The sequence below is a fragment of the Bradyrhizobium sp. USDA 4486 genome (assembly GCF_054057995.1).
Genome location: NZ_JBSRZV010000001.1, coordinates 2,265,341 through 2,291,343 on the forward strand (window position 1 = coordinate 2,265,341; position 26,003 = coordinate 2,291,343).

23 protein-coding genes are annotated in these 26,003 nt (G+C 65.3%); 10 read left to right on the forward strand and 13 right to left on the reverse strand.

Translation table 11 applies throughout. The features are described 5' to 3' along the window. Positions 1–11: 11 nt before the first annotated feature. The 3 genes from hfq to ACVWY3_RS11095 form a co-directional block, all read right to left on the reverse strand. Positions 12–260, reverse strand: a complete 249-nt coding sequence (gene hfq, locus ACVWY3_RS11085; protein ID WP_007591126.1) for an RNA chaperone Hfq — start codon at positions 258–260, stop codon at positions 12–14. A 236-nt stretch (positions 261–496) separates the two neighbouring features. Continuing rightward, entirely contained in the window at positions 497–1,867 is a 1,371-nt protein-coding gene (ntrX, locus tag ACVWY3_RS11090; protein WP_456838464.1) for a nitrogen assimilation response regulator NtrX, read from the reverse strand. A gap of 18 nt (positions 1,868–1,885) precedes the next feature. After that, on the reverse strand, positions 1,886–4,276 hold the full coding sequence (locus ACVWY3_RS11095) for an ATP-binding protein (RefSeq protein WP_456838465.1): 2,391 nt from the start codon (positions 4,274–4,276) through the stop codon (positions 1,886–1,888). A 174-nt stretch (positions 4,277–4,450) separates the two neighbouring features. Here ACVWY3_RS11095 and ACVWY3_RS11100 point away from each other — a divergent pair, with 174 nt between their 5' ends. Next, entirely contained in the window at positions 4,451–4,597 is a 147-nt protein-coding gene (locus tag ACVWY3_RS11100) for a hypothetical protein (RefSeq protein WP_456838466.1), read from the forward strand. Positions 4,598–4,760: 163 nt separating this feature from the next. Here the strand turns inward: ACVWY3_RS11100 and ntrC are convergent, their stop codons facing one another. Genes ntrC through dusB form a run of 3 tightly spaced genes read right to left on the reverse strand, consistent with a single transcriptional unit; the run spans position 4,761 to position 8,389 of the window. Beyond that, complete coding sequence (gene ntrC / locus ACVWY3_RS11105; protein ID WP_456838467.1) at positions 4,761–6,203, reverse strand: nitrogen regulation protein NR(I); 1,443 nt, start codon at positions 6,201–6,203, stop codon at positions 4,761–4,763. A 9-nt stretch (positions 6,204–6,212) separates the two neighbouring features. Further along, positions 6,213–7,391 (reverse strand): two-component system sensor histidine kinase NtrB, encoded by a 1,179-nt coding sequence (locus ACVWY3_RS11110; protein WP_456838468.1) that lies wholly within the window; start codon positions 7,389–7,391, stop codon positions 6,213–6,215. Then, positions 7,388–8,389: a tRNA dihydrouridine synthase DusB gene (gene dusB / locus ACVWY3_RS11115; protein ID WP_456843340.1), complete on the reverse strand. Its 1,002-nt coding sequence runs from the start codon at positions 8,387–8,389 to the stop codon at positions 7,388–7,390. The genes ACVWY3_RS11110 and dusB overlap by 4 nt, the downstream gene beginning before the upstream one ends. 280 nt (positions 8,390–8,669) lie before the next feature. Here dusB and ACVWY3_RS11120 point away from each other — a divergent pair, with 280 nt between their 5' ends. After that, complete coding sequence (locus ACVWY3_RS11120; RefSeq protein WP_456838469.1) at positions 8,670–9,851, forward strand: bifunctional 2-C-methyl-D-erythritol 4-phosphate cytidylyltransferase/2-C-methyl-D-erythritol 2,4-cyclodiphosphate synthase; 1,182 nt, start codon at positions 8,670–8,672, stop codon at positions 9,849–9,851. Between the two features lie 3 nt (positions 9,852–9,854). Continuing rightward, the gene (locus ACVWY3_RS11125) at positions 9,855–10,463 is read left to right on the forward strand and encodes a CinA family protein (RefSeq protein WP_456838470.1); all 609 of its coding nucleotides are present in this window, start codon (positions 9,855–9,857) and stop codon (positions 10,461–10,463) included. Positions 10,464–10,493: 30 nt separating this feature from the next. Here ACVWY3_RS11125 and ACVWY3_RS11130 read toward each other — a convergent pair whose 3' ends face one another. Continuing rightward, positions 10,494–11,273, reverse strand: coding sequence for a mechanosensitive ion channel family protein (locus ACVWY3_RS11130; protein ID WP_456838471.1), 780 nt, complete (start codon positions 11,271–11,273; stop codon positions 10,494–10,496). An 886-nt stretch (positions 11,274–12,159) separates the two neighbouring features. Between ACVWY3_RS11130 and ACVWY3_RS11135 the strand changes: the two genes are divergently transcribed. Genes ACVWY3_RS11135 through ACVWY3_RS11160 form a run of 6 tightly spaced genes read left to right on the forward strand, consistent with a single transcriptional unit; the run spans position 12,160 to position 17,320 of the window. Continuing rightward, a complete protein-coding gene (locus tag ACVWY3_RS11135) occupies positions 12,160–12,867 on the forward strand; it encodes a c-type cytochrome (RefSeq protein WP_456838472.1) in 708 nt (235 codons plus the stop codon). Between the two features lie 4 nt (positions 12,868–12,871). Then, positions 12,872–14,128 carry a cytochrome c gene (locus tag ACVWY3_RS11140; protein ID WP_456838473.1) on the forward strand — a complete coding sequence of 419 codons (1,257 nt, stop codon included), beginning with the start codon at positions 12,872–12,874 and terminating at the stop codon, positions 14,126–14,128. A gap of 19 nt (positions 14,129–14,147) precedes the next feature. Beyond that, a complete protein-coding gene (locus ACVWY3_RS11145; protein ID WP_456838474.1) occupies positions 14,148–14,324 on the forward strand; it encodes a hypothetical protein in 177 nt (58 codons plus the stop codon). After that, positions 14,321–14,896: a cytochrome C oxidase subunit II gene (locus tag ACVWY3_RS11150; RefSeq protein WP_456838475.1), complete on the forward strand. Its 576-nt coding sequence runs from the start codon at positions 14,321–14,323 to the stop codon at positions 14,894–14,896. Before ACVWY3_RS11145 ends, ACVWY3_RS11150 begins: the two co-directional genes overlap by 4 nt. After that, positions 14,883–16,505 carry a b(o/a)3-type cytochrome-c oxidase subunit 1 gene (locus tag ACVWY3_RS11155; protein WP_456838476.1) on the forward strand — a complete coding sequence of 541 codons (1,623 nt, stop codon included), beginning with the start codon at positions 14,883–14,885 and terminating at the stop codon, positions 16,503–16,505. The genes ACVWY3_RS11150 and ACVWY3_RS11155 overlap by 14 nt, the downstream gene beginning before the upstream one ends. After that, entirely contained in the window at positions 16,505–17,320 is an 816-nt protein-coding gene (locus ACVWY3_RS11160) for a c-type cytochrome (RefSeq protein ID WP_456838477.1), read from the forward strand. Before ACVWY3_RS11155 ends, ACVWY3_RS11160 begins: the two co-directional genes overlap by 1 nt. A 63-nt stretch (positions 17,321–17,383) precedes the next feature. On the opposite strand, the gene ACVWY3_RS11165 is transcribed toward ACVWY3_RS11160, so the two are convergent. Beyond that, a complete protein-coding gene (locus ACVWY3_RS11165; RefSeq protein WP_456838478.1) occupies positions 17,384–17,866 on the reverse strand; it encodes a type II toxin-antitoxin system RatA family toxin in 483 nt (160 codons plus the stop codon). Positions 17,867–17,873: 7 nt separating this feature from the next. After that, positions 17,874–18,830 carry a lipoyl synthase gene (gene lipA / locus ACVWY3_RS11170; RefSeq protein ID WP_456838479.1) on the reverse strand — a complete coding sequence of 319 codons (957 nt, stop codon included), beginning with the start codon at positions 18,828–18,830 and terminating at the stop codon, positions 17,874–17,876. Between the two features lie 130 nt (positions 18,831–18,960). Here lipA and ACVWY3_RS11175 point away from each other — a divergent pair, with 130 nt between their 5' ends. Further along, a complete protein-coding gene (locus ACVWY3_RS11175) occupies positions 18,961–19,563 on the forward strand; it encodes a DNA-3-methyladenine glycosylase (protein WP_456838480.1) in 603 nt (200 codons plus the stop codon). An 89-nt stretch (positions 19,564–19,652) separates the two neighbouring features. Here ACVWY3_RS11175 and ACVWY3_RS11180 read toward each other — a convergent pair whose 3' ends face one another. The 4 genes from ACVWY3_RS11180 to ACVWY3_RS11195 all read right to left on the reverse strand — a co-directional run bounded on the left by ACVWY3_RS11180 (position 19,653) and on the right by ACVWY3_RS11195 (position 25,987). Next, a complete protein-coding gene (locus ACVWY3_RS11180; protein ID WP_456838481.1) occupies positions 19,653–22,529 on the reverse strand; it encodes a valine--tRNA ligase in 2,877 nt (958 codons plus the stop codon). 142 nt (positions 22,530–22,671) lie between these two features. Further along, on the reverse strand, positions 22,672–23,430 hold the full coding sequence (locus ACVWY3_RS11185; RefSeq protein WP_456838482.1) for a DUF2497 domain-containing protein: 759 nt from the start codon (positions 23,428–23,430) through the stop codon (positions 22,672–22,674). Positions 23,431–23,732: 302 nt separating this feature from the next. Next, on the reverse strand, positions 23,733–25,124 hold the full coding sequence (locus tag ACVWY3_RS11190; RefSeq protein WP_456838483.1) for a TolC family outer membrane protein: 1,392 nt from the start codon (positions 25,122–25,124) through the stop codon (positions 23,733–23,735). Positions 25,125–25,330: 206 nt separating this feature from the next. Then, entirely contained in the window at positions 25,331–25,987 is a 657-nt protein-coding gene (locus ACVWY3_RS11195) for a protein-L-isoaspartate O-methyltransferase family protein (RefSeq protein ID WP_456838484.1), read from the reverse strand. Between the last annotated feature and the right edge of the window lie 16 nt (positions 25,988–26,003).

Genomic DNA, 26,003 nt, shown 5'->3' on the forward strand with positions numbered 1-26,003 from the left:
TCAGATCACTCTCAAGCCGGCTGATCCTCGCCGCCTTCGAACAACTGGATCGGAGCGCCCGGCATGATGGTCGAGATCGCATGCTTGTAGACGAGCTGCGAGTGACCGTCGCGCCGAAGCAGCAAACAGAAATTGTCGAACCAGGTCACGATGCCCTGGAGCTTCACTCCGTTGACCAGAAAGATCGTTAGTGGCGTCTTGGTTTTGCGAACGTGATTAAGGAAGGTGTCCTGTAGGTTTTGTGCGCGGTCTGCCGCCATTGTTTTTTTCTCGCTTTGAGTTTCTTTTTATTGCGCCGGTTGCGCCCCGCTTTCAAAATATGGGGTCTCATCCGGTTGCCGCTCCTCATGAGATCCCCCTCGGAGGAACAGCGGTTCGATTAGAGGGCAGGACGGGTTATTAGGCAAGCCGCTTCACGCGGCAGCGCCTGCCCGTTTGCTCCGAAAAACTACGGAAATCGATGATTTTCCTCGCTTATCCCTGATGCGTCACCGCATCAGCCGACCCCGAGTGCCTTCAACTTGCGGTGCAAGGCCGACCGTTCCATGCCAACGAACTCGGCCGTACGAGAAATATTTCCTGAAAAACGGCTGATCTGTGCAATCAAATAGTCGCGCTCGAACACTTCGCGCGCCTCGCGCAGCGGCAGGCCCATGATGTGTTCGCCATTGTTGCTGGTCGGCATCGCCGGCACCATCGAGCCGACGTCCTGCGGCAGCATGTCGGCCGTGATGATCACTTCCGGGCCGCCCGCGGCCAGAATCATGACCCTCTCAACGTTGTTGCGGAGCTGGCGCACATTGCCGGGCCAGACGTGCGATTGCAGCACCGCCATCGCATCCTGACCGATCTGCCGCTTGGGCAGGCCGCTGCCGGCCGAGATCTGCTCCATGAAATAATCGATCAATTCCGGAATGTCCTCGCGCCGCTCCGAGAGCGCGGGCACGCGGATCGGCACCACCGAGAGGCGGTGATAGAGGTCCTCGCGGAAACGGCCGGCCGCGATCTCCTCCTCGAGATTGCGCGCGGTGGAGGAGATGATGCGCACGTCGACCTGCACCTTGGCGGTGCCGCCGACGCGCTGGAACGACTGCTCGACCAGAACGCGCAGGATCTTGTTCTGGGTCTCACGCGGCATGTCCGCAATCTCGTCGATGAACAGCGTGCCGCCATGGGCCTCTTCGAGTGCGCCGGGCTTGCGCGGCTGCTCGCCGTTCGTCTGCTCGACGCCGAACAGCTCGTGCTCCATGCGCTCGGGCGTGATCGCGGCGGCGTTGATGACGACGAAGGGACCGTCGGCGCGGCCCGAGGCCGTGTGCAGCGTGCGCGCGGTCAATTCCTTGCCGGCGCCGGCGGGGCCGACGATCAGGATGCGGCTGTTGGCCTTTGCTGCGCGCTCGATGGTCTGGCGCAGCTGGTTCATGCTCGGCGAGCGGCCGACCAGCTGGCTTGCGCTCGGCGCGAGCTGCTTCAGCTCCTTGACCTCGCGCTTGAGCCGCGAGTTCTCCAGCGCACGGGTTGCGACCAGGATGAGCCGGTCCGCCTTGAACGGCTTCTCGATGAAGTCGTAGGCGCCGCGCTTGATCGCGGCGACCGCGGTCTCGATGTTGCCGTGGCCGGAGATCATCACGACGGGCAGATCGGCATTGTCCTTCTTGACCTGCTCGAGCAGCTGCAAGCCGTCGAGCTTGGAGCCCTGGAGCCAGATGTCGAGGAAGACCAGATGCGGCCTCCGGTTGGCGATCTCGGCGAGCGCCGTATCGCTGTCGCGCGCGGTCCTCGTGACAAAACCCTCGTCTTCGAGAATACCCGCAACGAGATCCCGAATATCGGCCTCATCATCGACAATCAGAATTTCACTAGCCATGGGTCGCCGCCTGTCTTCTCAGCTGCCTGTTGAGGCTTCGATTTTCGTTGAATCATTGGTCACTTCTGCCGGCTCTTTGGTTTCGGCCGACAGTCGTTTTGTTTCTTGCGCCTGATCCTTGACAGCGGCGCCGGCCACGTCCTTGGCCGCCGGTGCCGCTTCGGCCGTTTCGGACTTCGCCGGCTGGCCGGAGATCGCAAAGCGCAGGCGCATCCAGGCGCCACGCTGGCCCTCGCGGAAGTCAGAGGCGTCCTTCAATTCGATGCGCCCGCCATGGTCCTCCAGCACGCGCCCGACGATGGCAAGGCCAAGGCCGGTGCCCTTGGCGCGCGTGGTCACGTAGGGTTCAAGCAGCCGCGAGCGCGCGACCTTGGGCAGGCCGATGCCGTTATCGATGACGTCGATCAGCACGTCCGCGCCCTCGCGCGAGACCACGACGTCGATGCGGCCCTTTCCGCCGTCCTTGCCGAGCTCCTCCGGCGGAACCTGCTCGATCGCCTCGGTGGCGTTCTTGATGATGTTGGTGACCGCCTGCGAGATCAGCCGCCGGTCGAACTGGGCGCGTAACGGATCCTCCTTGAACTCGGCTTCGATATCGAGCTCGGGATGGGCGACCTTCATCAGGAACACCGCCTGCCGGACGGTGTCGGCGACATCCTCACCTTCCATCACCGGCTTCGGCATCCGCGCGAAGCGCGAGAACTCGTCGACCATGCGCCTGATGTCGTCGACCTGGCGCACGATGGTGTCGGTGCACTGGTCGAAGATCTGCTTGTCCTTGTCCTCGGTGATGGTCTTGCCGAACTTGCGGCGGATGCGCTCGGCCGACAGCTGGATCGGCGTCAGCGGGTTCTTGATCTCGTGGGCGATGCGGCGCGCCACGTCGCCCCAGGCCGAGGTGCGCTGCGCCGAGACCAGCTCGGTGATGTCGTCGAGCGTAATGATGTAGCTGTCGTGCGGCTGGTTCTTCTCGGCACTGACGCGCACGGACAGATTGCGCTCGGTGCCGTCGCGCGTGATCGTGATCTGGCCCTGCACCAGGCGCTGGGTCCCTTCCCGCGCGGTCTTCATCATCTCCTCGAGCTCGGGCAGCACGTCGGAGAGCGGATGGCCGAGCGTCTCCGCTTCGGAGTGCCCGATCAGCTTCTCGGCAGAGCGGTTGAGGATGCCGACGCTGCCCGAGGTGTCGACACCGATGATGCCGGCGCTCGCCGAGGACAGCACGGCCTCGATGAAGCGGCGCCGGCTGTCGATGAGGTCGCTGGCGCTGACGAGCTCGTCGCGCTGGCTGCGCAGCTCCTGCGTCATCTTGTTGAAGGTCTCGCCCAACTGCGCGAGGTCGCCCTCCGACTGGTGCACGGGCACCTGGACGTGCAGGTCGCCGGTCGAGACGGTGTGGGCCGCGTTCATCAGCCGCCGGATCGGCGAGACCAGCGAGTTGGCGAAGTTGAGGCCGATCAGTACCGAGGCCATCAGGATCGTCAGCGCGATCACCGCGAACATCAGCGCAAAGGCGACCTGGATGCCGAGTCGCCGTGATTCGATCTGGGCGTATTCGGCGACGCTGACCTCGGTCTGCTTGAGCTGAGCGACCACGTTGGGATCGAGCGGCCGCGCGACGTAGAGGAAGGTATCGTTGAAGGCGCGGAGGCGGATCACCGCCGCAACGAAGCTCGCATCCGGCAGCACCGCGATCTCGGGCTCGGATTCGTTGACGTTGCTGAGGAAGTCCGGCGCCGGCGGCGAATAGGCCAGCCGCATGCCGGTATCGGCGGATTCCAGGATGTTGGTGTTCTTGTCGATGATCATCGCGCCCGGCAAATTGCGGGAGCCGGCGCTCGCGGTCAGCAGCTCGCGGAACGAGCGGCGGTCCTGGTCATAGAGCGGTCTTGCATGGGCGATGTCGTTGGCCATGCCGAGAATGTCCCCGCGGATCAGTTGCGCATGGTCCTGCATGTAGGCCCGCGCGATCGTCAGCGAATTCTGGATCACTTCCTTAGTGGGACCCGAGAACAGCCGGTCGAGACCGCGCTCGATGGTGACATTGGCAACGACGGCGACCAGCACCGCCGGCAGCACCGCCACGATCGAGAACAGGCTGACGATCTGGACATGAAGGCGCGCCGCCGCACGTCCGCGCCGGCGGGCCAGGATCAGCTGCCAGAGTTCCCGGACGATGATGCCGACCAGGAGCAGGATCGTGGCGGCGTTGATCAGGTAGAACGAGCGGACCACCTCCGGCGTCGGCTCGATCTGCGTCAGGCCGGTCAGGACCAGGAACGTCAGAAGCGCCGACAGCAGTGCCATGGCCACGGCCAGCGGGGCCAGCCAGCGGCGTACCGACCAACGGCGCGGCTCTTCCGGTGAGGCCGTGTCAAAGTGTGCGGCCGAGGTCTCTTGGCTGGTCATTCCGGCAATGGTGCTGAAAACGGGGTCCGCGGCGGGGCGGATACTGATGTATTCGTACCACATTGTTGCCGAATTGCGACAATTCCGCGGCGCCTGTCCCGCGGCGGACCGGCGCATCCACAGGCCTATCGCCAGAAGGTCGGAACGTATGGTCACCCTTCCGGCTTGACCGGCATGGATAGGTTCTTTCTCGCCATGATGGTCTCGGCCGTTCTGGTGCTGATCGTGGCCGCTGACTTGCTGGTCAACGGACCCGGGCTCCAGGAGCCGACAAGCAATATCGCCGCCGCGATGCCGGTCTCGAGCCGTCTCGTCAGATAGGCTTTTGGCGTCGCGCCGATCCGGCAATGTACCGATTTCTGCGTTCCGGCGGAACGTTTCGGCCCGATCCGGACTTCTGCCACCGCGTCAGCCACAACGCCCAGCGCGATCCGGACAGGCTCAGCTCCGCTCTGGTCGAGGGAGCTGAGCCACTGGTTCGGAACTAGCCCCCGCTTCGGTAGACCTGGATATCGAGATCCCGGATCTTCTTGCGCAGCGTGTTGCGGTTGAGGCCGAGCAGGTCCGCGGCGCGGATCTGGTTGCCGCGGGTGGCGGCGAGCGCGGCCGTGAGCAGCGGGACCTCGATCTCCTTGAGAATGCGGTGATACAGGCCCGGCGGCGGCATGCCGTTGGGAAAGCCCTGGAAGTGCGAGGACAGATATGCCTCCACCGCGCCGCCGAGATTGTCGACGCCCTGCTGGACCGCCGCTCCGGGACTGACCGCGGGCGGCGCCAGCTCGCCGTCGATGACGGAGGCGGTGATGACGTCCTGCGGATACAGCGCGGCGAGGCGCCGGGCGAGGTTTTCCAGTTCGCGCACGTTGCCGGGCCAGCGGTGCTGCTTGAGGCGCTCCAGCGCCAGCGCGTCCAGCTTCTTCGGCGGAAGGCCGTCTTTCTCGGCCAGCGTGAAGAAGTGCCGCACGAGATCCGGCAGGTCCTCGATGCGCTCGCGCAAGGGCGGTAGCCGCAGCGGCACGACGTTGAGGCGGAAGAACAAATCTTCGCGGAACAGGCCCTGCTGGATCAGGACGCGCAGATCCTTGTTGGAGGCCGCGACGATGCGCACGTCGGTCTTGATCGGCGTGCGGCCGCCGACCGTGGTGTACTCGCCCTGCTGCAGCACGCGCAGCAATCGGGTCTGCGCCTCCATCGGCATGTCGCCGATCTCGTCCAGGAACAGCGTGCCGCCCTCGGCCTGCTCGAACCGGCCGGAGGCGCGGGTGTTGGCGCCGGTGAAGGCGCCGCGCTCATGGCCGAACAGCTCGGACTCGATGAGGTCGCGCGGGATCGCGGCCATGTTGACGGCGACGAACGGGCCGTTGCGGCGCTTGCCGTAATCGTGCAGCGCGCGCGCCACCAGCTCCTTGCCGGTGCCGGACTCGCCCGTGATCATCACGGTGAGATCGGTCTGCATCAGCCGCGCCAGCACGCGGTAGATTTCCTGCATCGCCGGCGAGCGGCCGACCAGCGGGATCGCTTCCATCTCGGCGTCCTCGTCCGGCGTCGAGACCCGTTCCTTTGGCTCGGCCAGCGCGCGGCCGACGATGGCGATCAGCTCCTTCAGGTCGAAGGGTTTTGGCAGATATTCATAGGCGCCGCGCTCGGAGGCGCGGATCGCCGTCATGAACGTGTTCTGCGCGCTCATGACGATGACGGGCAGATTGGGCCGCATCTTCTTGATCCGCGGCAACAGGTCGAAGGCGTTTTCATCCGGCATCACCACGTCGGTAATGACGAGATCGCCCTCCCCCTGGCTGACCCAGCGCCACAGGGTTGCGGCGTTGCCGGTGAGCCTGACTTCATAGCCGGCGCGGGATAGTGCCTGGTTGAGAACCGTGCGGATGGCGGTGTCGTCATCAGCAACGAGAATGCTACCTACGGGCATCGTTGATCCTCATTTTGCCCCCTGTGACGCAGGCGACGACTTCCCGGCAGAGCCGTCGCGACTGCTGTGATCGGCATGTTTCACCGATGTGGAATACATCGGCATCAGCACGCGGAAGGTGGTCTTGCGCGGCTGAGATTCGCATTCGATGATGCCCCCGTGATCGCCAACGATCTTGGCAACCAATGCAAGACCCAGGCCCGAGCCGGTCTGCTTGGTGGTCACGAAGGGGTCGAACAGGTTGGGCAGAAGATCGTCCGGCACGCCTGGTCCATTGTCCCTCACGCAGAATTCAAGCGGCAGGGATACCCGGGATTTTTGACCGGGGACTGACAGGCGCACGCCGGGACGGAATGCGGTGGTGAGCTGGATCTCGGCGTCGGGCACGTCGATCAGCGCTTCGGCGGCGTTCTTCACGAGGTTGAGGAACACCTGGATCAGCTGGTCCTGGTTCGCCAGCACCGGCGGCAGCGAGGGATCGTAATCCTCGATGAAGCGGATGTTGCGGGCAAAGCCGGACTGCGCCAGCCGCTTCACGTGGTCGAGCACGGAATGGATGTTGACAGGGCCGCGCACCACGGGGCGCTCGTCGCCGAACACCTCCATGCGGTCGACCAGCGTCACGATGCGGTCGGCCTCGTCGCAGATCAGGCGCGTCAGCATGCGGTCCTCGGACGAGGCCTGCTGCTCCAGGAGCTGCGCCGCGCCGCGGATGCCGGAGAGCGGGTTCTTGATCTCGTGCGCCAGCATCGCCGCCAGCGCGATGACCGAGCGCGCGGCGCTGCGATGGGTGAGCTGGCGGTCCATCTTGTCGGCGATGGTGCGCTCCTGGATCATCACCACGATATGGCCGGGCCGCTCCGTCAGCGGCGCGACATGCAGGTCGACCTGGCGGTCGCCGCCGCCCATGCGCGGCGTGCCGAGATCAACCTTGTATTCGTTGACCGGCGAATTGGAGGAGCGCACCTGGTCGATCAGCGCCAGCAAGGGGCTTCCAAACGGCACCAGCTCCTTCAGCGACTGCCGCCTCAGGAACTGCGTCGAGATCTCGAAGAAGGCCTCAGTCGCGATATTGGCGCCGACGATCTTGCCGTCCGGCCCAATCAACAGCACGGGGTTGGGCAAGGCATCCAGGATCGCGTCGCTGTCGGACGGAAGCGGCCGGCGATGGTCGGCGGCTGAGCTCATGCAGCAGCGCTCCATGCGAAGTCGTCGAAGGCATCTTGCAGCGACTGGTGGACCAGGCGCGGATCCTCCGAGGTGAGGATTGTCCGGCGCCAGGCCTTCAGCTTCTCCGCCGGGGCGCGGCTCGCTTCCGCGGCGACATCGAGTGCCCAGCCGAGATGCTTGCGCGCGTGCCTGAGGCCGACGCGCAGACCGTAGAGCGCGCAAACGCCTTCGTAGAGCATGCGGACGTAATGCAGCTGCGTTGCGAGCGACGGCGCGGCTTCGACCGCCCCTCCCTTGAGGCGGCGGCCGATCTGGCCCGGCAGCCAGGGCTTGCCGTTCGCGCCGCGGCCGATCATCACGGCATCGGCGCCGGAGGCTTCGAGCGCGGCGCGCGCTTGCTCGTAGGTCGTGATGTCGCCGTTGACGACGAGCGGAATGGAGATGACATCGCGCAGGGCGCGGATCGCATCCCAATCCGCCTCGCCCTTGTAGAACTGGCAGCGGGTGCGGCCATGCACCGTGACGAGCTTGACGCCGGCGGCCTCCGCGCGGCGCGCCAGCTCCGGCGCGTTGCGGGTGCGGTCGTCCCAGCCGAGCCGCATCTTCAGCGTCACCGGCACCTTCACCGCGGCGATGGTCGCGTCGATCAGGCTGACGGCATGGTCGATGTCGCGCATCAGGGCCGAGCCGGACTGGCCGCCGGTGACGTGACGGGCCGGGCAGCCCATATTGATGTCGATGATGTCGGCGCCTTCGGCTTCGGCAATGCGGGCGCCTTCCGCCATCCAATGCGCCTCGCAGCCGGCGAGCTGGACCACATGCGGGCCGATTCCCGTCGCTTCGCAGCGCAAACGGGACATCCGGTGGCCGTTGGCGAGCTCATCGCTGGCGGTCATTTCGGAGACGACGAGCCCGGCCCCCAGCTCGGCGGCCAGCTTGCGGACGGGCGAGTCGGTCACTCCCGACATCGGTGCCAGGAAGACCGGGGTGGCGACGTCGATATCGCCTATTTTCAACGGCTTAGAGCCTGATACTGCCGAGCCGGTCACTGGGGTCTCGTTGCTGGGCAGGGCCTCATCGCACCTGCCGCGACCTATCTTGCGCACAATTCTTGTGCAGTCAAGCGTCATGCCTACAGTTTAGACAGTTCTGCAAATCTTGCAAGTGCGGTGCAGCAAAATGCTGTTTCCCACAATCCCGGGAAACCCCCTTTTTTTGCGGGCCTGCCGTGCTAGAGGCATTCCAACAATCACCCTTCCCCGACTCCATTCATTAGCAGCTGAGTATTTGAGTCCTATGGCGAAACCACAGCGCACCGCAGTCGTCCTCGTCGCCGCCGGACGTGGGCTGCGCGCAGGCGCCGGCGGGCCGAAGCAGTATCGGACCATCGGCGGCGTGCCCGTGATTCATCGCGCCATGGAAGCCTTCAGCCGCCATCCCGATGTGGTCGTGGTGCAGCCGGTCGTGAATCCCGATGACAGCGCCATGTTCACGGCAGCGGTCGCGGGACTGAAGCATGAGCCGCCGACCAACGGCGGCGCAACGCGGCAGGCCTCGGTGCTCGCAGGGCTCGAAGCGCTGGCAAAGCACGAGCCTGACATCGTGCTGATCCACGACGCCGCGCGGCCCTTCGTTTCGGCCGGCGTGATCTCGCGCGCGATCGAGGCGGCGAGCCGCACCGGCGCGGCGATCCCCGTCGTTCCCGTCACCGACACCATCAAGGTCACCGGCGCGAGCGGCGATGTCGAGGACACGCCGGACCGGGCTTCGTTGCGAATCGCGCAGACGCCGCAATCCTTTCGTTTCGATGTCATCCTCGAAGCGCATCGTCGCGCGGCAAAGGATGGACGTAGCGATTTCACCGACGATGCCGCGATTGCCGAATGGGCGGGATTGACGGTTGCAACCTTTGAAGGCGATGTTGCCAATATGAAGCTCACCACCCCCGAGGATTTCGTGCGCGAGGAAGCGCGCCTCGCCAGTCTGCTCGGCGACATCAGGAGCGGCACGGGCTACGACGTGCACGCCTTCGGCGAAGGCGACCACGTCATGCTCTGCGGCGTGCGCGTGCCGCACAGCAAGGGTTTCCTGGCGCATTCCGACGGTGATGTCGGGCTGCATGCACTGGTGGATGCCATCCTCGGCGCGCTTGCCGATGGCGACATCGGCTCGCACTTTCCGCCAAGCGATGCCAAATGGAAGGGCGCCTCCTCCGACCAGTTCCTGAAATACGCCATCGAGCGCGTCACGGCGCGCGGCGGGCGCGTCGCCAATCTCGAGGTCACCATGATCTGCGAGCGGCCGAAGATCGGCCCGCTTCGCGACACCATGCGCGCGCGCATCGCAGAGATCTCCGGCGTCGACATCTCGCGCGTTGCGGTGAAGGCGACGACCAGCGAGCGGCTCGGCTTCACCGGCCGCGAGGAAGGCATCGCGGCCACCGCGAGCGCCACCATCCGCCTGCCCTGGAGCATCTAGGCCATGGCCGGCAGCGACGCACGCGCCCTCTCCCGCTCGCTGCTCGATCTCTGCCGGATGCGCAAGCTCACGATCGCGACGGCGGAGTCCTGCACCGGCGGCCTCGTGGCCGGCGCGCTGACCGACATTCCCGGCTCGTCTGACGTCATCGACCGCGGCTTCGTCACCTATTCCAACGATGCCAAGCGCGCGATGCTGGGTGTGGAAGCCAGCACGCTGACGAATTTCGGCGCCGTCAGCAAGGAGACCGCAACCGCGATGGCGGTCGGCGCGCTGGAGCGCGCCGATGTCGACCTCGCGGTCGCCATCACCGGCATCGCCGGCCCGGGCGGCGCCACGCCGGGCAAGCCGGTCGGCCTCGTGCACTTTGCCGCCGCCGCCCGCGACGGCCGCATCATCCACCGTGAGCATCGTTTCGGCGCGATCGGCCGCAGCGCGGTGCGCGCGCGCTCGGTGGTCGAGGCCCTGCGCATGCTGATGGATCTCGCGCGCGGACCGCAAGTCGCAGCCAAGCCGCAACGTGCCGCCGCCAGCCGCCTGCGGCCCCGCGTGACCCGCTCACCGCGACGTCATGTGGTGAAGCGCAGGCCGCCGCGGTCGCCGAGAGGCTGAGGCACCGGTCCCCCAAGCTGATGGATCGCCTCACGCTGCCGCAAGCAGCGCGCTCGCATGATCGAGCACGCATTGCTTGACGGCGTCGGCCTCCGACGGTTTCGCCTTCGCGCTGACCGTCAGTTCCAGGATCGGCGCCGCGGGATTGGCGACATCGAGGACCTTGGTGACGGAGACGGCAGGCGCGGCCTGATCGTCGATGCGCGTATCGTTGCGCAATTCCTCCAGAATCCGATCCGCCAGCGTATTGGCAGCGCCTGCCGGGACCGGAAACGCCACCTTGACCTCGCCGGTGCCGGGATAGGCGCTGTGGTTGACGATCGCTGCGCCCCACACCTGCCCGTTCGGCAACAGGATCTGCGTGTTGTCGGCTGCGACCAGCTCGGTCATGAACAGCGATAGCGACCTCACCTTCCCGGCCTTGCCGACAACCTCGACGTCGTCACCGACGTGAAACGGGCGAAACAGCAGCAGCATCACGCCGGCGGCGAGATTGGACAGCGTGCCCTGCAATGCCAAGCCAATAGCGAGTGACGTCGCGCCCAGCACGGCGACGAGGCTCGCGGTCTGGATGCCGAACAACTGCAGCACGGCGATGCCGACCACCGCGAGCACGCCATAGCGCGCAAGGCTGCCGACGAACAAGGTCACCAGCGGATCGACGCGGTGCGTGACGCCCAGCAAGCGCGTGACGAAACGCTGCATCGCGCCTGACAGATACCAGCCGAGCGCCAGCAGCAGGATCGCGTAGATCGCGTTCAGTCCATAGAGCACAAGCGACGCTTTCAGCGTGTCGAAATTGATGGTCATGGCGGCTCCAACCCGGCAGGACGGAAGAGAACGCAGGACCGCGCGAAATGATCCTGAAGGGAACGGACACGCTCTCGGAGGCCGGATGAGCGAAGCGCGACCCGCTTGCCGCACCACAATCCCTTGTGCTGCCCGGCAGGCAAAACACCCAACCGGCCGGTCAATTCCTGCGCGTGAAAATATTCTTGTTTACCGAATTTCCGGTTCACAGTAGAAGGCTGCCACCTCATCCCAGTCAGAGGGGCGTATCGCGATCGTCACGAACGTGGGGTGAGCCGTGGTGGACGCCGACTGCATCGGCGCGAGGAATATCGCAGGGCGGGCAACCGTGAGCGAGAGCGGCGCGCAAACGACCGATGCGGCTGGCGTACGGCAAAACCGTGTCGTCCTGACGCCCGGAGGCTGTGCGTCAAGTCTTGCGGTGATGCATGCGGCCCAACCGGGCCCGCGTCAGCCATCTGCAAGGCGACGGGGGCAATAGTGCATCGCTCCCCGGGGAGAGCTCGGCATAAACCGTAAGCCCACTGCGCAGGGAAGGCCGGGTTGTTTCCGACTTCACCTGTATGCCGCTGTGCAGCCTCTCGTAGCGCAACCTTCGCACAGTGGACCGCAGGTGCCAGCCGGCACCTGGTCTTCCCTGCGCCCTCTGACACAGGAGGGCGAGAAGGCGGAGCAAAACTCGCACAGGAACTGTCGCGAGGTCGCCGCGTTATGTCTAGTTTTCAAAACGCACGAAAATGTTCTTTTCGATCACGGTTGCGAAGCAGAGGCCGCGACGAAGCGTCATCGCGCGTGTCTGAGCTTGCGTTGAAGAATATCGGCGCAATAATGCCGCTGTACTTTGTGATCCGGGTCAACCGGGCCAGCATTGTGGAGGGCGACGGAAGTGTTCGCTCGCGGCGCGGCTACGGCCATCGTGATGATCACCTTGGCCACGATTGACGGTGCGGCCGCGCAAACGGCCAACCAGCCGCCGGACACGATGGCGGCGCGCGTGGAGGCTTGCACGCCATGTCACGGCAACAAGGGTGAAGGCACCAACGACGTCTATTTCCCGCGCCTTGCGGGCAAGCCCGCTGGCTATCTCTACAATCAACTGCTTGCCTTCAAGAGTGGCCGGCGCAAGTACCCGCCGATGAATTATCTGCTGGAGTTCCTGACCGATCCGTACTTGCAGCAAATGGCGGAGTATTTTGCCGATCAGCATCCGCCTCTGCCGCCGGTCGCAGCGAACGATGCGAGCCAGGAGGTGCTGCAGCGCGGTCAGCTGCTGGTGTCGCGCGGCGATCCTCAGCGTCAGATACCGGCGTGCGGCAGCTGCCACGGGCCGGCCTTGACCGGAATGGAGCCTGGGATTCCTGGCCTGCTCGGATTGCGACCGAACTATATCAGCGCGCAATTGGGGGCGTGGCGCTATGGCACCCGCACAGCAAAGGCTCCGGACTGCATGCAGCAGGTCGCCGCCCGGCTGACCGAGGAGGACGTCACGGCAGTCGCGGCTTGGCTCGCGAGCCGTCAGGCTCCGGTGAACTTCGCTCCGGTGCCAAAGGGCACCTACGTGCTGCCGTTCGCCTGCGGCAGTGAGGGAGATTGAGCAGATGGGGATGCGTCGGTGCTCATCAATTCTTGGCGTGTGGCTGCTGCTCCTGACCGGTTCGATCGTGGAGGCGCAGCAGGACGGCCCTGCCGGCAGCAACATCGTCGCGCGCGGCGAATATCTGGCGCGCGCCGGCGATTGTATCGCCTGCCACACTGCGCCGGAGGGCCGAACGTTCGCCGGCGGGCGCGCCATGCCGACACCGTTCGGGACTCTGTATTCGTCGAACATCACGCCGGACCGGGAGACCGGGATCGGCAAATGGACCGCGCAGGACTTTTACAAGTCGATGCATTACGGCCGCTTTCCGGATGGCGGTTTGATGTATCCGGCAATGCCGTTCGCGTCCTACACCAAGGTCACACGCGCCGACACCGACGCGATTTTCGCCTATCTGAAGACGATTCCGGCCGTAAATCAACGAAACCGCGAGCACGATCTGCGCTTCCCCTATGACAACCGCCAGCTCATCCTCGGCTGGCGCACGCTGTTCTTCAGCGAGGGCGAGTTCAAGCCGGATCCGAGCAAATCGGCGGAATGGAATCGCGGCGCTTACCTGGTCGAAGGGCTCGGCCATTGCGGCATGTGCCATTCGCCGATTAACGCGCTCGGCGGCACCTCGCAGTCGGACGCCTTCAAGGGCGGCCTGATCCCGATGCAGAACTGGTATGCGCCGTCACTCACCTCCAACCGCGAGGCGGGGCTCGGCGACTGGAGCATCAAGGACATTACCGACCTGCTCCAGACCGGCGTCTCGATGCGGGGCGTGGTCTACGGACCGATGGCCGAGGTGGTGCACAACAGCCTGCAATATCTCAATGACGAGGACACGCGCGCCATGGCGGTGTACCTGAAGGGCATTGCCGAGGGATCGTCTCCGCCGCCGGCGAGCTCCGCGCTGCCGACCACGGAAAGCAGCCTGCTGATCAGCCTCGGCAAGACCGTCTACGACAAGAACTGCGCGAGCTGTCACGGTGCGCAGGGCGAAGGCAAGCCGCCGCATTGGCCGCCGCTCGCCAACAATCAGTCGATCGAGATGCAGTCGGCGGTCAATCCGATCCGCATGGTGCTCAACGGCGGCTATCCGCCCGGGACCAAGGGCAATCCGATGCCGTATGGCATGCCGCCCTTCGCGGGCCTGCTCTCTGACAACGAGGTCGCCGCGGTCGTCTCCTACATCCGCACCGCCTGGGGTAACCGCGGCACGCCGGTCTCGGCACGCGAGGCCAACGAGCTGCGCTCCGCACCGCTGAATTGAGAGGCGCCAGAGATCCGTCATGATCAACTCCGATCCGCCGACCAGCCCAGCCGCCGCCGACCAGGCCGTCGAGGAGGTCGTGGCGCAAGGCCCCTCCGGCGCGCTTCTGCTTTCCGGAATCGCCACCGCGTGCGTGGTCGCGATGTGGCTCGCCTTCTACCTGTTCGTGTTCCTGCCGCGTGGGCCGCTGCAATGAGCATTGAGGAAACCCATGGAAGCGGCAGCGCCAGCGCCGAGATCGCGGCCCGCGTCGAGCGGCGCTGGGCCACCGTTGCGGTGATCATCATCGTGGCGATGGCGCTGCTCGCAGCGTTCGCCGGCATCCATCGCGCGACCATGCCGCAGCCGCGCGTCGAGACCACCGATCCTTCGCGGATCCATCTGTCCGGCGAATTCGTCGAGAGCAATCTCGGCAGCGTGCTGGAAGCCAATGGCAATGTCACCGTGCGCGCGATCGGCCAGCAATACTCCTTCACGCCAGCCTGCATCGTGGTGCCCGTGGACACGCCGATCACGCTGCGCGCCACCAGCGCCGACGTGGTGCACGGTATCCTCGTCCAGGGCACCAATATCAACACCATGCTGGTGCCGGGTTATGTCTCCGAGCAGCTGATGCGGTTCACGAGGACTGGCGACTATCTGATGCCCTGCCAGGAGTTTTGCTCCTTCGGCCACGAGGGCATGTGGGGCAAGGTCAGGGTGATCGACAAGACCGAATTCGCTGATCGTGCGAAGGGCGGCGGGAGGCTGAGCTGTGTTGGCCAATAGGAGGCTCATCCTCGCCCATTTCTGGCTGGCCTTCGGCGTGTTCGGCGTCGCGCTCACGCTCGGCGCCTGGCAGATGTTCATCCGCAGCCCGATCGGGACATGGCTCTCCAACCCTGAGCTCTATTACCGCTCGCTGACCGCACACGGCACGGTGATGGGCTATGTCTTCCCGACCCTGGTCGCGATGGGGTTTGGCTATGCCATCAGCGAATCCGCGCTGGAGCAGCGCCTGGTCGGCGTGCGCTGGGCCTGGACCGGCTTATGGCTAATCGTCGCAGGAAGCATCATGGCGGTGATCCCGATCGCGCTCGGCCGCGCCTCGGTGCTCTACACGTTCTATCCGCCGCTGATCGGCAACGTCTTCTACTATCTCGGGGTCGTGCTGGTCGTGGTCGGCTCGTGGATCTGGGTCGCGCTGATGTCGATCAACCTGCGCGTCTGGCGCAAGACCCATCCCGGCGCGCCGGTGCCGCTGGCGATGTTCGCCAACGTCGCAGGCTCATATCTCTGGGCCTGGACCGCGGTCGGCGCCGCGCTCGAGCTGCTGCTCCAGATCATCCCCGTCGCGGCGGGGTTGAAGAACACGATCGATGCGGGCCTCGCCCGCGTCTTCTTCTCCTGGACGCTGCACGCCATCGTCTATTTCTGGCTGGTGCCGACTTACATCGCTTACTACACCATCGTGCCGCGCGCGATCGGCGGCCGCGTCTATTCGGACACCATGGCGCGGATCTCCTTCATCCTGTTCCTGGTGGTGGCGATGCCGATCGGCATGCACCACACCTTCGCCGACCCGCAAGTCGGCGCCGGCTTCAAATTCATCCATTCGGCCTTCACCGCGCTGGTCGCAGTGCCGACGCTGCTGACGGTGTTTACGATCTGCGCCTCGGTCGAGATCGCGGCACGCCTGCGCGGCGGCCGCGGCCTGTTCGGCTGGATCAGGGCCCTTCCCTGGGACAATCCAATGCTGCTGGCGCTGGCATTCTCCTTCGTCATGCTCGGCTTCGGCGGCGCCGGCGGGCTCATCAACATGAGCTATCAGCTCGATGCCTCCATTCACAACACTCAGTGGATCACCGGGCATTTCCACCTGATCTTCGGCGGCGCCATCGTGATCATGTATTTTGCGATCGCCTATGACCTGTGGCCGCATCTGACGGGCCGCGAGCTGATCGATGTCCGCCTGATCCGCACCCAGCTCTGGCTGTGGTTCATCGGCATGATCGTCACCACCTTTCCGTGGCACTGGGTCGGCATTTTGGGCATGCCGCGCCGCATGGCCTATTTCGATTTCGGCGATCCCGCGATCGCGCCGCAGGCGCTGTCCGTCACCTTCTCCGCCATCGGCGGCCTCGTCCTGCTCACGTCAGGCATCCTGTTCCTGGTCATCCTCGCGCGGGGCATGCGGGCGCCGCAGGCCGACGCCGGCGCCTATCGCTTCGCGCTGGCTGTGCACCAGCCGGTGACCGTGCCGATCGCGCTCAACACGCATGCGCTCTGGGTGGCGCTGATGATCAGCCTCACCCTCACCAATTACGGCTACCCGATCCTCAACCTGGCGCTGACCGAGGGCACGTCGGTGCCGGCTGTCTATGTGGGAGCGCAGTGATGAGCGCGCGCGACCTCTTCACCTTCGGCAACCGCCATTTCACGAGAAGCGTCGGCACCACCGCCGCTATTTTCGTCGTGACGGCGATCGCCGGCTTCATCGTGCTTCCTTTCGCGCAGCCGTGGGTGCAGTTCGCCAATGTCTGGGACGCGATCTGCAGTGCCGCCGGTGTCCCGCAGCGCAAGGCAAACGTCACCGCACCTGAACAGGCAAAGCGCCTGTCGGAGGTCGTGCTGACGTCGCACACCCTGGCGCGTCCGAGCCAGGAGGCGATCGGCCGCGGTGCCACGCTGGCGCAGCGCTGCGCCATCTGCCACGGCCCGACCGGCATCAGCCGTGCGGATTCGCCCAACCTCGCCGGCCAGTACGCAGCGGTGATCTACAAGGAGCTGCACGATTTCCGCTCGGGCGCGCGCGCTAATGCGGTGATGTCGCCGTTCGCGGTCAACCTGACCGACCAGGAGATCGCCGATCTCTCGAACTACTACGCGTACTTGCCGCGGCTGCCGGCCTATCATCCGACGCCGCAACTGCCGAAGCCGAACATCATCATCTATGGAGCGCCGATGCGCGGCATTGCGCCCTGCGGCTCGTGCCACGGCAGCCTCGACAACAAGACCGGGAGCCCGTGGCTGGAGGGCCAGTCCGAGGCCTACATGAAGGCGCAGCTCCAGGCCTTCGCCTCCGGGGAGCGCCGCAACGACATCAGCCAGCAGATGCGCAACATCGCGCGCGCGATGACGGCGCAGGAGATCGAGCAGGCCGCTGCGTACTACGCCTCGCAGCCGCCGGATGTCGTGAAGGCGGTGGATTGAGGATGGCTCTCTGCGCAGCAACGCTACGCGTTGCGGCGCATCTGGGACACGAGATTGCGACAGTTATGTCGGCGCCAGCTTCGGCCGGCCGTAAATCGCGTCGGCGCGCTTTTCGAACGCCGTCGAAAACCGAGCGAAGGCGGCGTCGAACATCGAGCCCATCAGCATCGCCAGCATGCGGCTCTTGAACTCGTAGGCGAGGAAGAAACCGACGTCGCAGACGTCTTTGCCGTCCTGCTGGGCTTTGGGCTCGAACGTCCAGCGGTTTTCGAGCTTGCTGAAAGGACCTTGCAGATATTCGACCAGGATCTTCAGATTGGCGCGGTCGAGTGTCACGCGGCTGGTGAAGGATTCCTTGACCAGCTTGAACGACACCGTCATGTCCGCGACCAGGACCTCGGTGCCATCAGGCTTGGCGATGCGCTGGCGCACCTTCAGAGCGCTGCACAGCGGCACGAAGTCCGGGTAGCGCTCGACGTCGGCGACCAGATCAAACATCTCGGACGCGCTGTGATTGACACGGCGCTTGCTCGAAAATTTGGGCATGGCGGTTTCAGCGGGCGCTAGCTGCCCGCGCGGCCTTCAGTTTCGCAAAGTCCTCGCCGGCGTGATGGGACGAGCGGGTGAGCGGGCTCGCCGACACCATCAGGAAGCCTTTGGTGTAGGCGACCTTTTCGTACGACGCGAATTCGTCCGGCGGCACGTAGCGCATCACGGCATGGTGCTTGCGGGTCGGCTGGAGATATTGCCCGATGGTCAGGAAATCGACATCAGCCGAACGCAGATCATCCATCACCTGCTGTACCTCGTGGCGCTCTTCGCCAAGCCCGACCATGATGCCGGACTTGGTAAAGATGGCTGGATCGAGCTCCTTGACGCGCTGGAGCAGCCGGATCGAGTGGAAATAGCGCGCGCCCGGCCGCACCGTGAGATAGCGCGACGGCACGGTCTCCAGATTGTGGTTGAACACGTCGGGCTTTGCCGCGACCACGATCTCGAGCGCCCCCTCCTTGCGCAGAAAGTCCGGCGTCAAAATCTCGATCGTGGTCGAGGGACACGCGGCGCGAATCGCGCGGATGGTCTGGGCGAAATGCTCGGCGCCGCCGTCAGTGAGATCGTCGCGGTCGACCGAGGTGATGACGACGTGAGCCAAGCCCAGCTTCGCCACGGCCTCGGCGACGTTCTGCGGCTCGGCCGCATCCAGCGCATTGGGCAGGCCGGTCTTGACGTTGCAGAAGGCGCAGGCCCGGGTGCATGTGTCACCCATGATCATGAAGGTCGCGTGCTTCTTGTCCCAGCACTCGCCGATATTCGGGCAGCCCGCCTCCTCGCACACCGTGTGCAGGCCGTTGGCGCGCACGATGTTGCGGGTGTCGGCATAGCCGCGGGTGTTGGGCGCGCGCACGCGAATCCAGTCCGGCTTCGGCGGCGAAGCGGAGTCAGGACGATTCACCTTTTCGGGGTGACGCGGGCGCAACGGGTTCGAGATAGTGTCGACAATAACGACCATGGGCTGTCCGGTCTGTTCAGGTCCTACCTAGTCGGTCTGGCCGCCTGCCGCAACCCGGCTCGCCCTGCTTCAGGGAACATGGCAGATATGGGCAACATCCTGCTCTGTTCTCAGGCGATTCTCACCTCGAATGGCTCCAGTCTCGAAGACCTCTCCACCCCGGCTCGGCAAAGTCCTGAAGCGGGCCTTTTTCGACCGCGACGTCCGCGAGGTCGCGCCCGACCTGATCGGCGCGACCATGCTGGTCGACGGCGTCGGCGGCATCATCGTCGAGGTCGAGGCCTATCATCATACCGAACCGGCGGCGCACTCCTACAACGGTCCGACACCCCGGAACCAGGTGATGTTCGGCCCGCCCGGCTTTGCCTATGTCTACCGCTCCTACGGCATCCACTGGTGCGTCAACTTCGTGTGCGAGGAGGAAGGCTCGGCCAGCGCCGTGCTGATCCGCGCGCTGGAGCCGACTCATGGCCTTGCCGCGATGCGCCGTCGCCGCCATCTCCAGGACGTTCACGCGCTGTGCTCGGGCCCGGGCAAGCTGACCGAGGCGCTCGGCATCACCATTGCACACAACACCCTGCCGCTAGACCGGCCGCCGATCGCGCTGCATGCACGGACGGAGGATGTGGAGGTCGCAACCGGCATCCGGATCGGCATCACCAAGGCCGTCGAGCTGCCCTGGCGCTACGGCATCAGGCGCTCGAAGTTTTTGAGCAAGCCGTTCCCGAAGTGATCGTCATCCCGAGATGGTTCGAAGGACCAGACCCGGAATCTCGAGATTCCGGATTCGATGCTGCGCATCGCTCCGGAATGACAACGAGATCACGTCGCCTGCTTCAGTCGCTCCAGCGCCTCCAGCAGCTTGGCCTTGCGGGCCAGCGCCGCCTCGCGCTTCTCGCGCTCTTCCTCGACGACCTCCTCGGCCGCGTTGGCGACGAACTTTTCGTTCGCGAGCTTCGATTCGGCGCGCTTGATGTCGGCGTCGGCCTTGCCGATCTCCTTGTCGAGGCGCGCGCGCTCGGCGGCGACGTCGATGACCCCCTTGAGCGGCAGCGCGGCGACTTCGCCGCGCACGAGCAGCTGGACGGCGCCGTCAGGCGCGCGGTCGGCGAAGGAGATCTCGGACAGCCGCGCCATGCGCTTGATGACGTCGGTCCAACGCGGCGCGCGTTCCTTCGTCTCGGCCGAGGCGCCCGCGAGCACCAGCGCGGTCAGCGTTGCCGGCGGGATGTTCATCTCGGCGCGCACCGATCGGATCTGCGTGACAAGGTCGATCACCCAGCCGATCTCGGCTTCAGCCTTGGGATCGGTGAAGTCGGCATGATCGAAAATCGGCATCACGAACGCCGGCGAGGCCAGCGCATCGGTCGGTCCGGCCGCCGCGGCAAGCATCGCGAGTTGTTCGGGCGTCGGGCCGGCCGGCTTCAGCGGCCATGGGGCGAGAGCCAGCAGGCCGTCGCGCTTGGCCGTCACCTCCCACAGCTCTTCGGTGATGAAGGGCATGAAAGGATGCAGCAGCTTGAGGATCTCGTCGCGCGCCCAGGCGACCATGGCGCGAGTCTCGTCCTTGGCCGGGCTGTCCGGACCGAGCAACACGGGCTTTGCGAGCTCGACATACCAGTCGCAATAGACGTTCCAGACGAAGCGGTAGATGCTGCCTGCGGCATCGTTGAAGCGGTAGGCTTCGATCGCCTCGGTCACCTCGCGCGCGGTGTGCGCGCTCTCATGCGCGATCCAGCGATTCAGCGTCTCCTTGGCCTTGGCCGGCTCGAAACCATCTGGCACTGCGCAATGGTTCATCTCCGCAAAGCGCGAGGCGTTCCAGAGTTTGGTCGCGAAATTGCGGTAGCCCTCGACCCGGCTGGTGGCGAGCTTGATGTCGCGTCCCTGGGCGGCCATCGCGGCCAGCGTGAAGCGCAGCGCGTCGGCGCCATATTCGTCGATGAGGTGGAGCGGGTCGATGACGTTGCCCTTCGACTTCGACATCTTGGCGCCCTTCTCGTCGCGGACAAGGGCGTGGATATAGACCGTCGAGAACGGCACCTCCTTCATGAAGTGCAGGCCCATCATCATCATCCGGGCGACCCAGAAGAAGATGATGTCGAAGCCGGTGACCAGCGCATTGGTCGGGTAATAGCGCTTCACCTCCGGCGCGTCGTCGGGCCAGCCGAGCGTCGAGAACGGCCACAGCGCCGAGGAGAACCAGGTGTCGAGCACGTCCTCGTCGCGCGTGATGAATCCTTCGCGCTTGTTGCGGTCCAGCGCCATTTCGCGGCCCTGCTCGGCCGTGATGACCTCCTGCTCGACGTAGTAGCCGAGCGCGTGGCTGACGGCCTCCTCCTCGGTCTCGGCGACGAACACCTTGCCGTCGGGGCCGTACCAGGCCGGGATCTGATGGCCCCACCAGAGCTGGCGCGAGATGCACCAGGGCTGGATGTTCTCCATCCACTCGAAATAGGTCTTTTCCCAGTTTTTCGGCACAAAGCTCGTCTCGCCCGAACGCACAGCCGCGATCGCGGGCTTCGCCAGCGTCTTGGCGTCGACGTACCACTGGTCGGTCAGATACGGCTCGATCACGCTGTTCGAGCGGTCGCCATGCGGCACCATGTGGGTGTGCGGCTCGATCCGCTCGACGAAGCCGAGCGATTCCAGCCGCTCGACGATGCGCTTGCGCGCGGCGAAGCGGTCGACCTTGTTGAACTCCTCGGCGAATTGCGAAGCGCCTTCCGGCAGGTCCTTCAAATAATCCTCGTTGTCGAGGAGATCGAGGCAGCCTTCCTTGTCGAGCACGCTGATGCGGCGCAGGCCGTGGCGATTGCCGACCTCGAAATCGTTGAAGTCGTGCGCCGGCGTCACCTTGACCGCGCCCGAGCCCTTCTCGGGGTCGGAGTACTCGTCGGCCACGATCTTGATCCTGCGGCCGACCAGCGGGAGCACGACGTTCTTGCCGATCAGCTTCTGATAGCGCACGTCCTCGGGATGCACAGCAACCCCGGTGTCGCCGAGCATGGTCTCGGGCCGCGTAGTGGCGACGACGATGAAGGTCGAGGGATCCTCGGGGCTGAATGTCTTGCCCTCGATCGGATAGCGTAGATACCAGAGGTGACCCTTCACCTCGGTCTGCTGCACTTCGAGATCGGAGATCGCGGTGAGCAGCTTGGTGTCCCAGTTCACCAGCCGCTTGTCCTTGTAGATCAGCCCCTCGCGGTGCAGCTCGACGAACACCTTGACCACGGCCTTCGATAGGCCCTCGTCCATGGTGAAGCGCTCGCGCGACCAGTCGCAGGAGGCGCCGAGCCGCTTGAGCTGGTTGATGATGGTGTCGCCGCTCTCGGCCTTCCACTCCCAGACCCGCTCCAGGAACTTCTCGCGGCCCATCTCGCGCCGGCCGGGCTGCTGGCGCTCCATCAGCTGCCGCTCGACCACCATCTGGGTGGCGATGCCGGCATGATCGGTGCCCGGCTGCCACAGCACGTCGCGGCCGCGCATGCGCTCGAACCGGCACAGGATGTCCTGCAGCGTGTTGTTGAGGGCATGGCCCATGTGCAGCGAGCCCGTCACGTTCGGCGGCGGGATCACGATGGTAAAGGGCGCGGCGTCGCGGCGGTCGGGACGGCCGGCCTTGAAGGCACGGCTGTCCTCCCACACCACGGACATGCGGGCTTCGATATCGGCGGGCTGGTAATTTTTCTCGATCATGGGGCTGCTAGAAAGCCGCGCGCGGGGGCCAAGTCAACGAAAACAAGTCCAGGGAGGGCGCGGGCGGCAACGCGGCTCCCGGCCCGTCGGCAGGCCGAACATGGCGCGCAAGCGGGGCTTTATGAGGGCTATGGGCCGGTTGCTACCGGCCGCCGCGCGACACCCGCTCGATTTCGGCCTTCACGATGCGTTCAACGAGGCCCGGCAGATTGTCGTCGAGCCAGGATTTCAGCATCGGACGCAGCATCTCCTTGACCAGATCCTCCAGCGTCCGCGCATTGCTGCTCAGCACCGTGTGGGCCAGGGAGTTGAAGGCGGACTCGACCGCCGAGACCGTCGATTGCGCGAGGATCGGCTGCTGCGGCGGCAACGGCGGTGCGTCGAAATCCACCGACGCGTAGGACGGCGCCGGGCGCGGCGGTGGCGATTCGGCGAATTCGAGATCGTCGCCGCGCGCCTCGACCTTGCGCAAGGTCGGCGGCGGTGGCGGCTCGACCGCCATCTCGTCGGTCAATTCGAGCACGTCGGGCTCAGGCTCTGGCTCCGGAGCGCGGACTTCGGGCGCTGGCGTCGCGGCATCGAGCCCCGCCAGCAGCGCGTCGATATCGTCCTGGCTGTTCGGTCCGGCATCGGCTGCAGGCGCGGGTGGCGGCGGTGCCGGAGCCGGCTTCGCGGCCGGCGCCGGCGCGGGTTTCTCGGCAGCAGGTTTTGCCGGCGCGACCTTGGAGGGCGGAGTGTCGTTCATCGCCTGCGGCTTCGGCGGCGCGGCGGGCGCTGCGGCCTTCTCGGGCTTTGCAGCTTCTGCGGGCGGCGGCTTCGCCTCATCGTCGGCAATGATGCGCCGGATCGAGGCCAGAATCTCCTCCATCGAGGGTTCTGTGACCTTTGCAGGCTGCGTCATCTCCGACTCCACATCATCAACGCCCTCGCATGCGTTGTTTTACACCAAGCACGGCAGGATTGGCCGGTTCCGGACGGGCAGCCCGACATTTTCGTCGCGAGAGCCCGACTTGTCCCCAGTTCAAGGCTCAACGTGCGACGGTGCGCCCCTGCCCTCGGCACTCAAGCTTTACGCACACGACATCGGTGCGGGCGAATCGACCCGCATCTTCTTGGCAAGGCTATGTCAGGGATTTTGATGATTGCAAGCAAAGCGCAGGTCGGCCTCAACTGTTTGCGAGGCCGACCGGATGCTTACGGGACTCAGCGTCCGTCAGGCGTGCGCACGCCGGCCCAGCTGTCGCGGACCTGCTGGTAATGAACGCTCGGATCATAGACCGTGGTCGCAAGACCGAGGACCTGCGGCGACAGACGGCCAACGGCGTTGAGCACCGAATAGGATGCCACGACGCGATCGTGCTGGGCCGTGACGAGCGCAACGCGCGCGTTCACCAGCGCTTGCTGCGCGTTCAGCACGTCGAGCGTGGTGCGCTGTCCGGCCTTTGCTTCTTCGCGCACGCCGTTCAGCGCGATCTCGGACGCCGTCACCTGCGCCTGCGCGGACTTCACCTGCGCCTTGCCGGCTTCCAGCTGGCCCCAGGCCTGCACGACGTTGGCGCGAGTCTGATCGCGGGTGGTTTCAAGGTTGAGGCGCTGCTGCGCCAGATTCTCTTTCGACTGGCGGATCAGCGAATATTCTGCGCCGCCCTGATAGATCGGCACAGAGGCCGTCGCGATGGCGGAAGCCGTATTGGTCCGGAAGACCGTCAGGGTCTGCTGATACGCCGTGCTGACGGCGGCCTGGAGCGTGACCGTGGGCAGCAGCGCGCCTTCGTTGATCTTGACCTGGAGATAGTTGACGTCGATGCCGTACATCGAAGCCGTGACGTTGGGGTTCTCCACCAGGCTGAGATTGACCGCCGAGGCGATCGTCGGCGGCAGGAAACGATCGACCGGGGAGCCAGGGGCCAGGTTCGTCGGTTCGTTTCCGATGATGCGGCGGAAGTTCGCCCGCGTCGTCGTCAGATTCGATTCGGCGGTGAGGGCCTGCGTCCTGCCGGCGGCCAGTTGCGCTTCCGATTGCGCCACGTCGGTGCGCGTGACCTCGCCGACGTTGAAACGATCGCGCGTTTGCTTGAGGGTCTGTTCGAGCACGCGCACGTTGCTGCGCTGAACTTCGAGCGTTGCCGCATCACGCAGGTAGTCCATGTAAGTCGTGGCGGCCTGCAACAGGACCGTCTGCTCGAGCACACGCAACGCCTCGCGGGACCCCGAGACCTGGCTCTCCGCCGCGCGCGTCCTGTTGGCGGTCTGGTTGCCGTTGTAGAGGGTCTGGCTGACGGTCAGGCTCGCGCTGTTCGGTTGAAGGGGCGGATCGCTGTGTATCCCCGGGCCCCTCTGCACTTGCTGGATATCCTGATATTGATAACCGGTGCTGAGGTTGAGCCCGACCCTCGGGCGATAACCCGACAAGGCCTGCGGCACGTTCTCGTCGGTCGAGCGCACCTGGGCGCGTTGTGCGTTGAGCTGCGGGTTGTTCTGATAGGCGCGCACCAAGGCCGCCTCGATCGTGTCCGCCAACGCAGGCGCCGGCCCGGCGAGCGCCAGCAGCAGGACCGAAACCGCAGCTCCGGTGAAGAGCTTCACCCCATGCATCCCAAAAATTCCGTTCATCTTAACGCCCGACTCGTGCCCGCGAGCTGGGTTACCATCTACCGAGTGGAGTCGTTGCCCCGCCGCAACATAGGACGCGGATTGGCGCGACGGAACTACCTAGAGGGGGTTCCCGACGGAAACTCTTCACGTGCAGCATCCCGGCCACACTTCTGATTCGGAACGGTATTTTAACGGGCCTTGGGCCGTCAGAAGACGAAGCTGGCGGCCCGCTCCAGCCCGGGAAGCACCGGGGCTGCGGCATCGAACAGCGCCCGATGGCCGAATTCACCGTGGGTATGGGTCACGATCATGGCCCGCGGCGGCCTGGACTTGGCGAAAACGCCGAGCAGTCGTCCGCCCGCCCTGAGCTGCCCGAGCAGCCCTTCCGGCGTCACCTCGGTGGCGCCATTGAGGATGATCACGTCGTAAGGAGCGGCAGACGCATCACCCTCGGTGCAAGCCGCAGCCTTGCAGGTGATGTTGGTAATGCCGGAGAGGGCTTCCTTGGCCTTGGCGGCCAAGACCGAATCGCATTCCGTCGCGGTGACGTGGCGGGCGAGCTTTGCGGCCAGCGCGGCGAGGTATCCGGTGGCGCAGCCGACGACGAGCACGTTGTCGCCCTCGCCGATCTCGGCGGCCTGGAGCAGCTTGCCGGTCAGCGCCGGCTTGATCAGGAAGCGCTTGGCGCCACCCTCGCTCACGTCGAGATCGAGGTCGAGATAGGCCAACGCCTGCCGCGCCGGCGGCACGAACGCCTCGCGCGGAACCGTGAGCATGGCGTCGAGGACACGGCGATCGGTGACGTCATTGGTGCGCACCTGGCCATCGACCATTTTGAGGCGCGCGGTCGAAAAACCGGACATTTGCGGACCCTGCAAT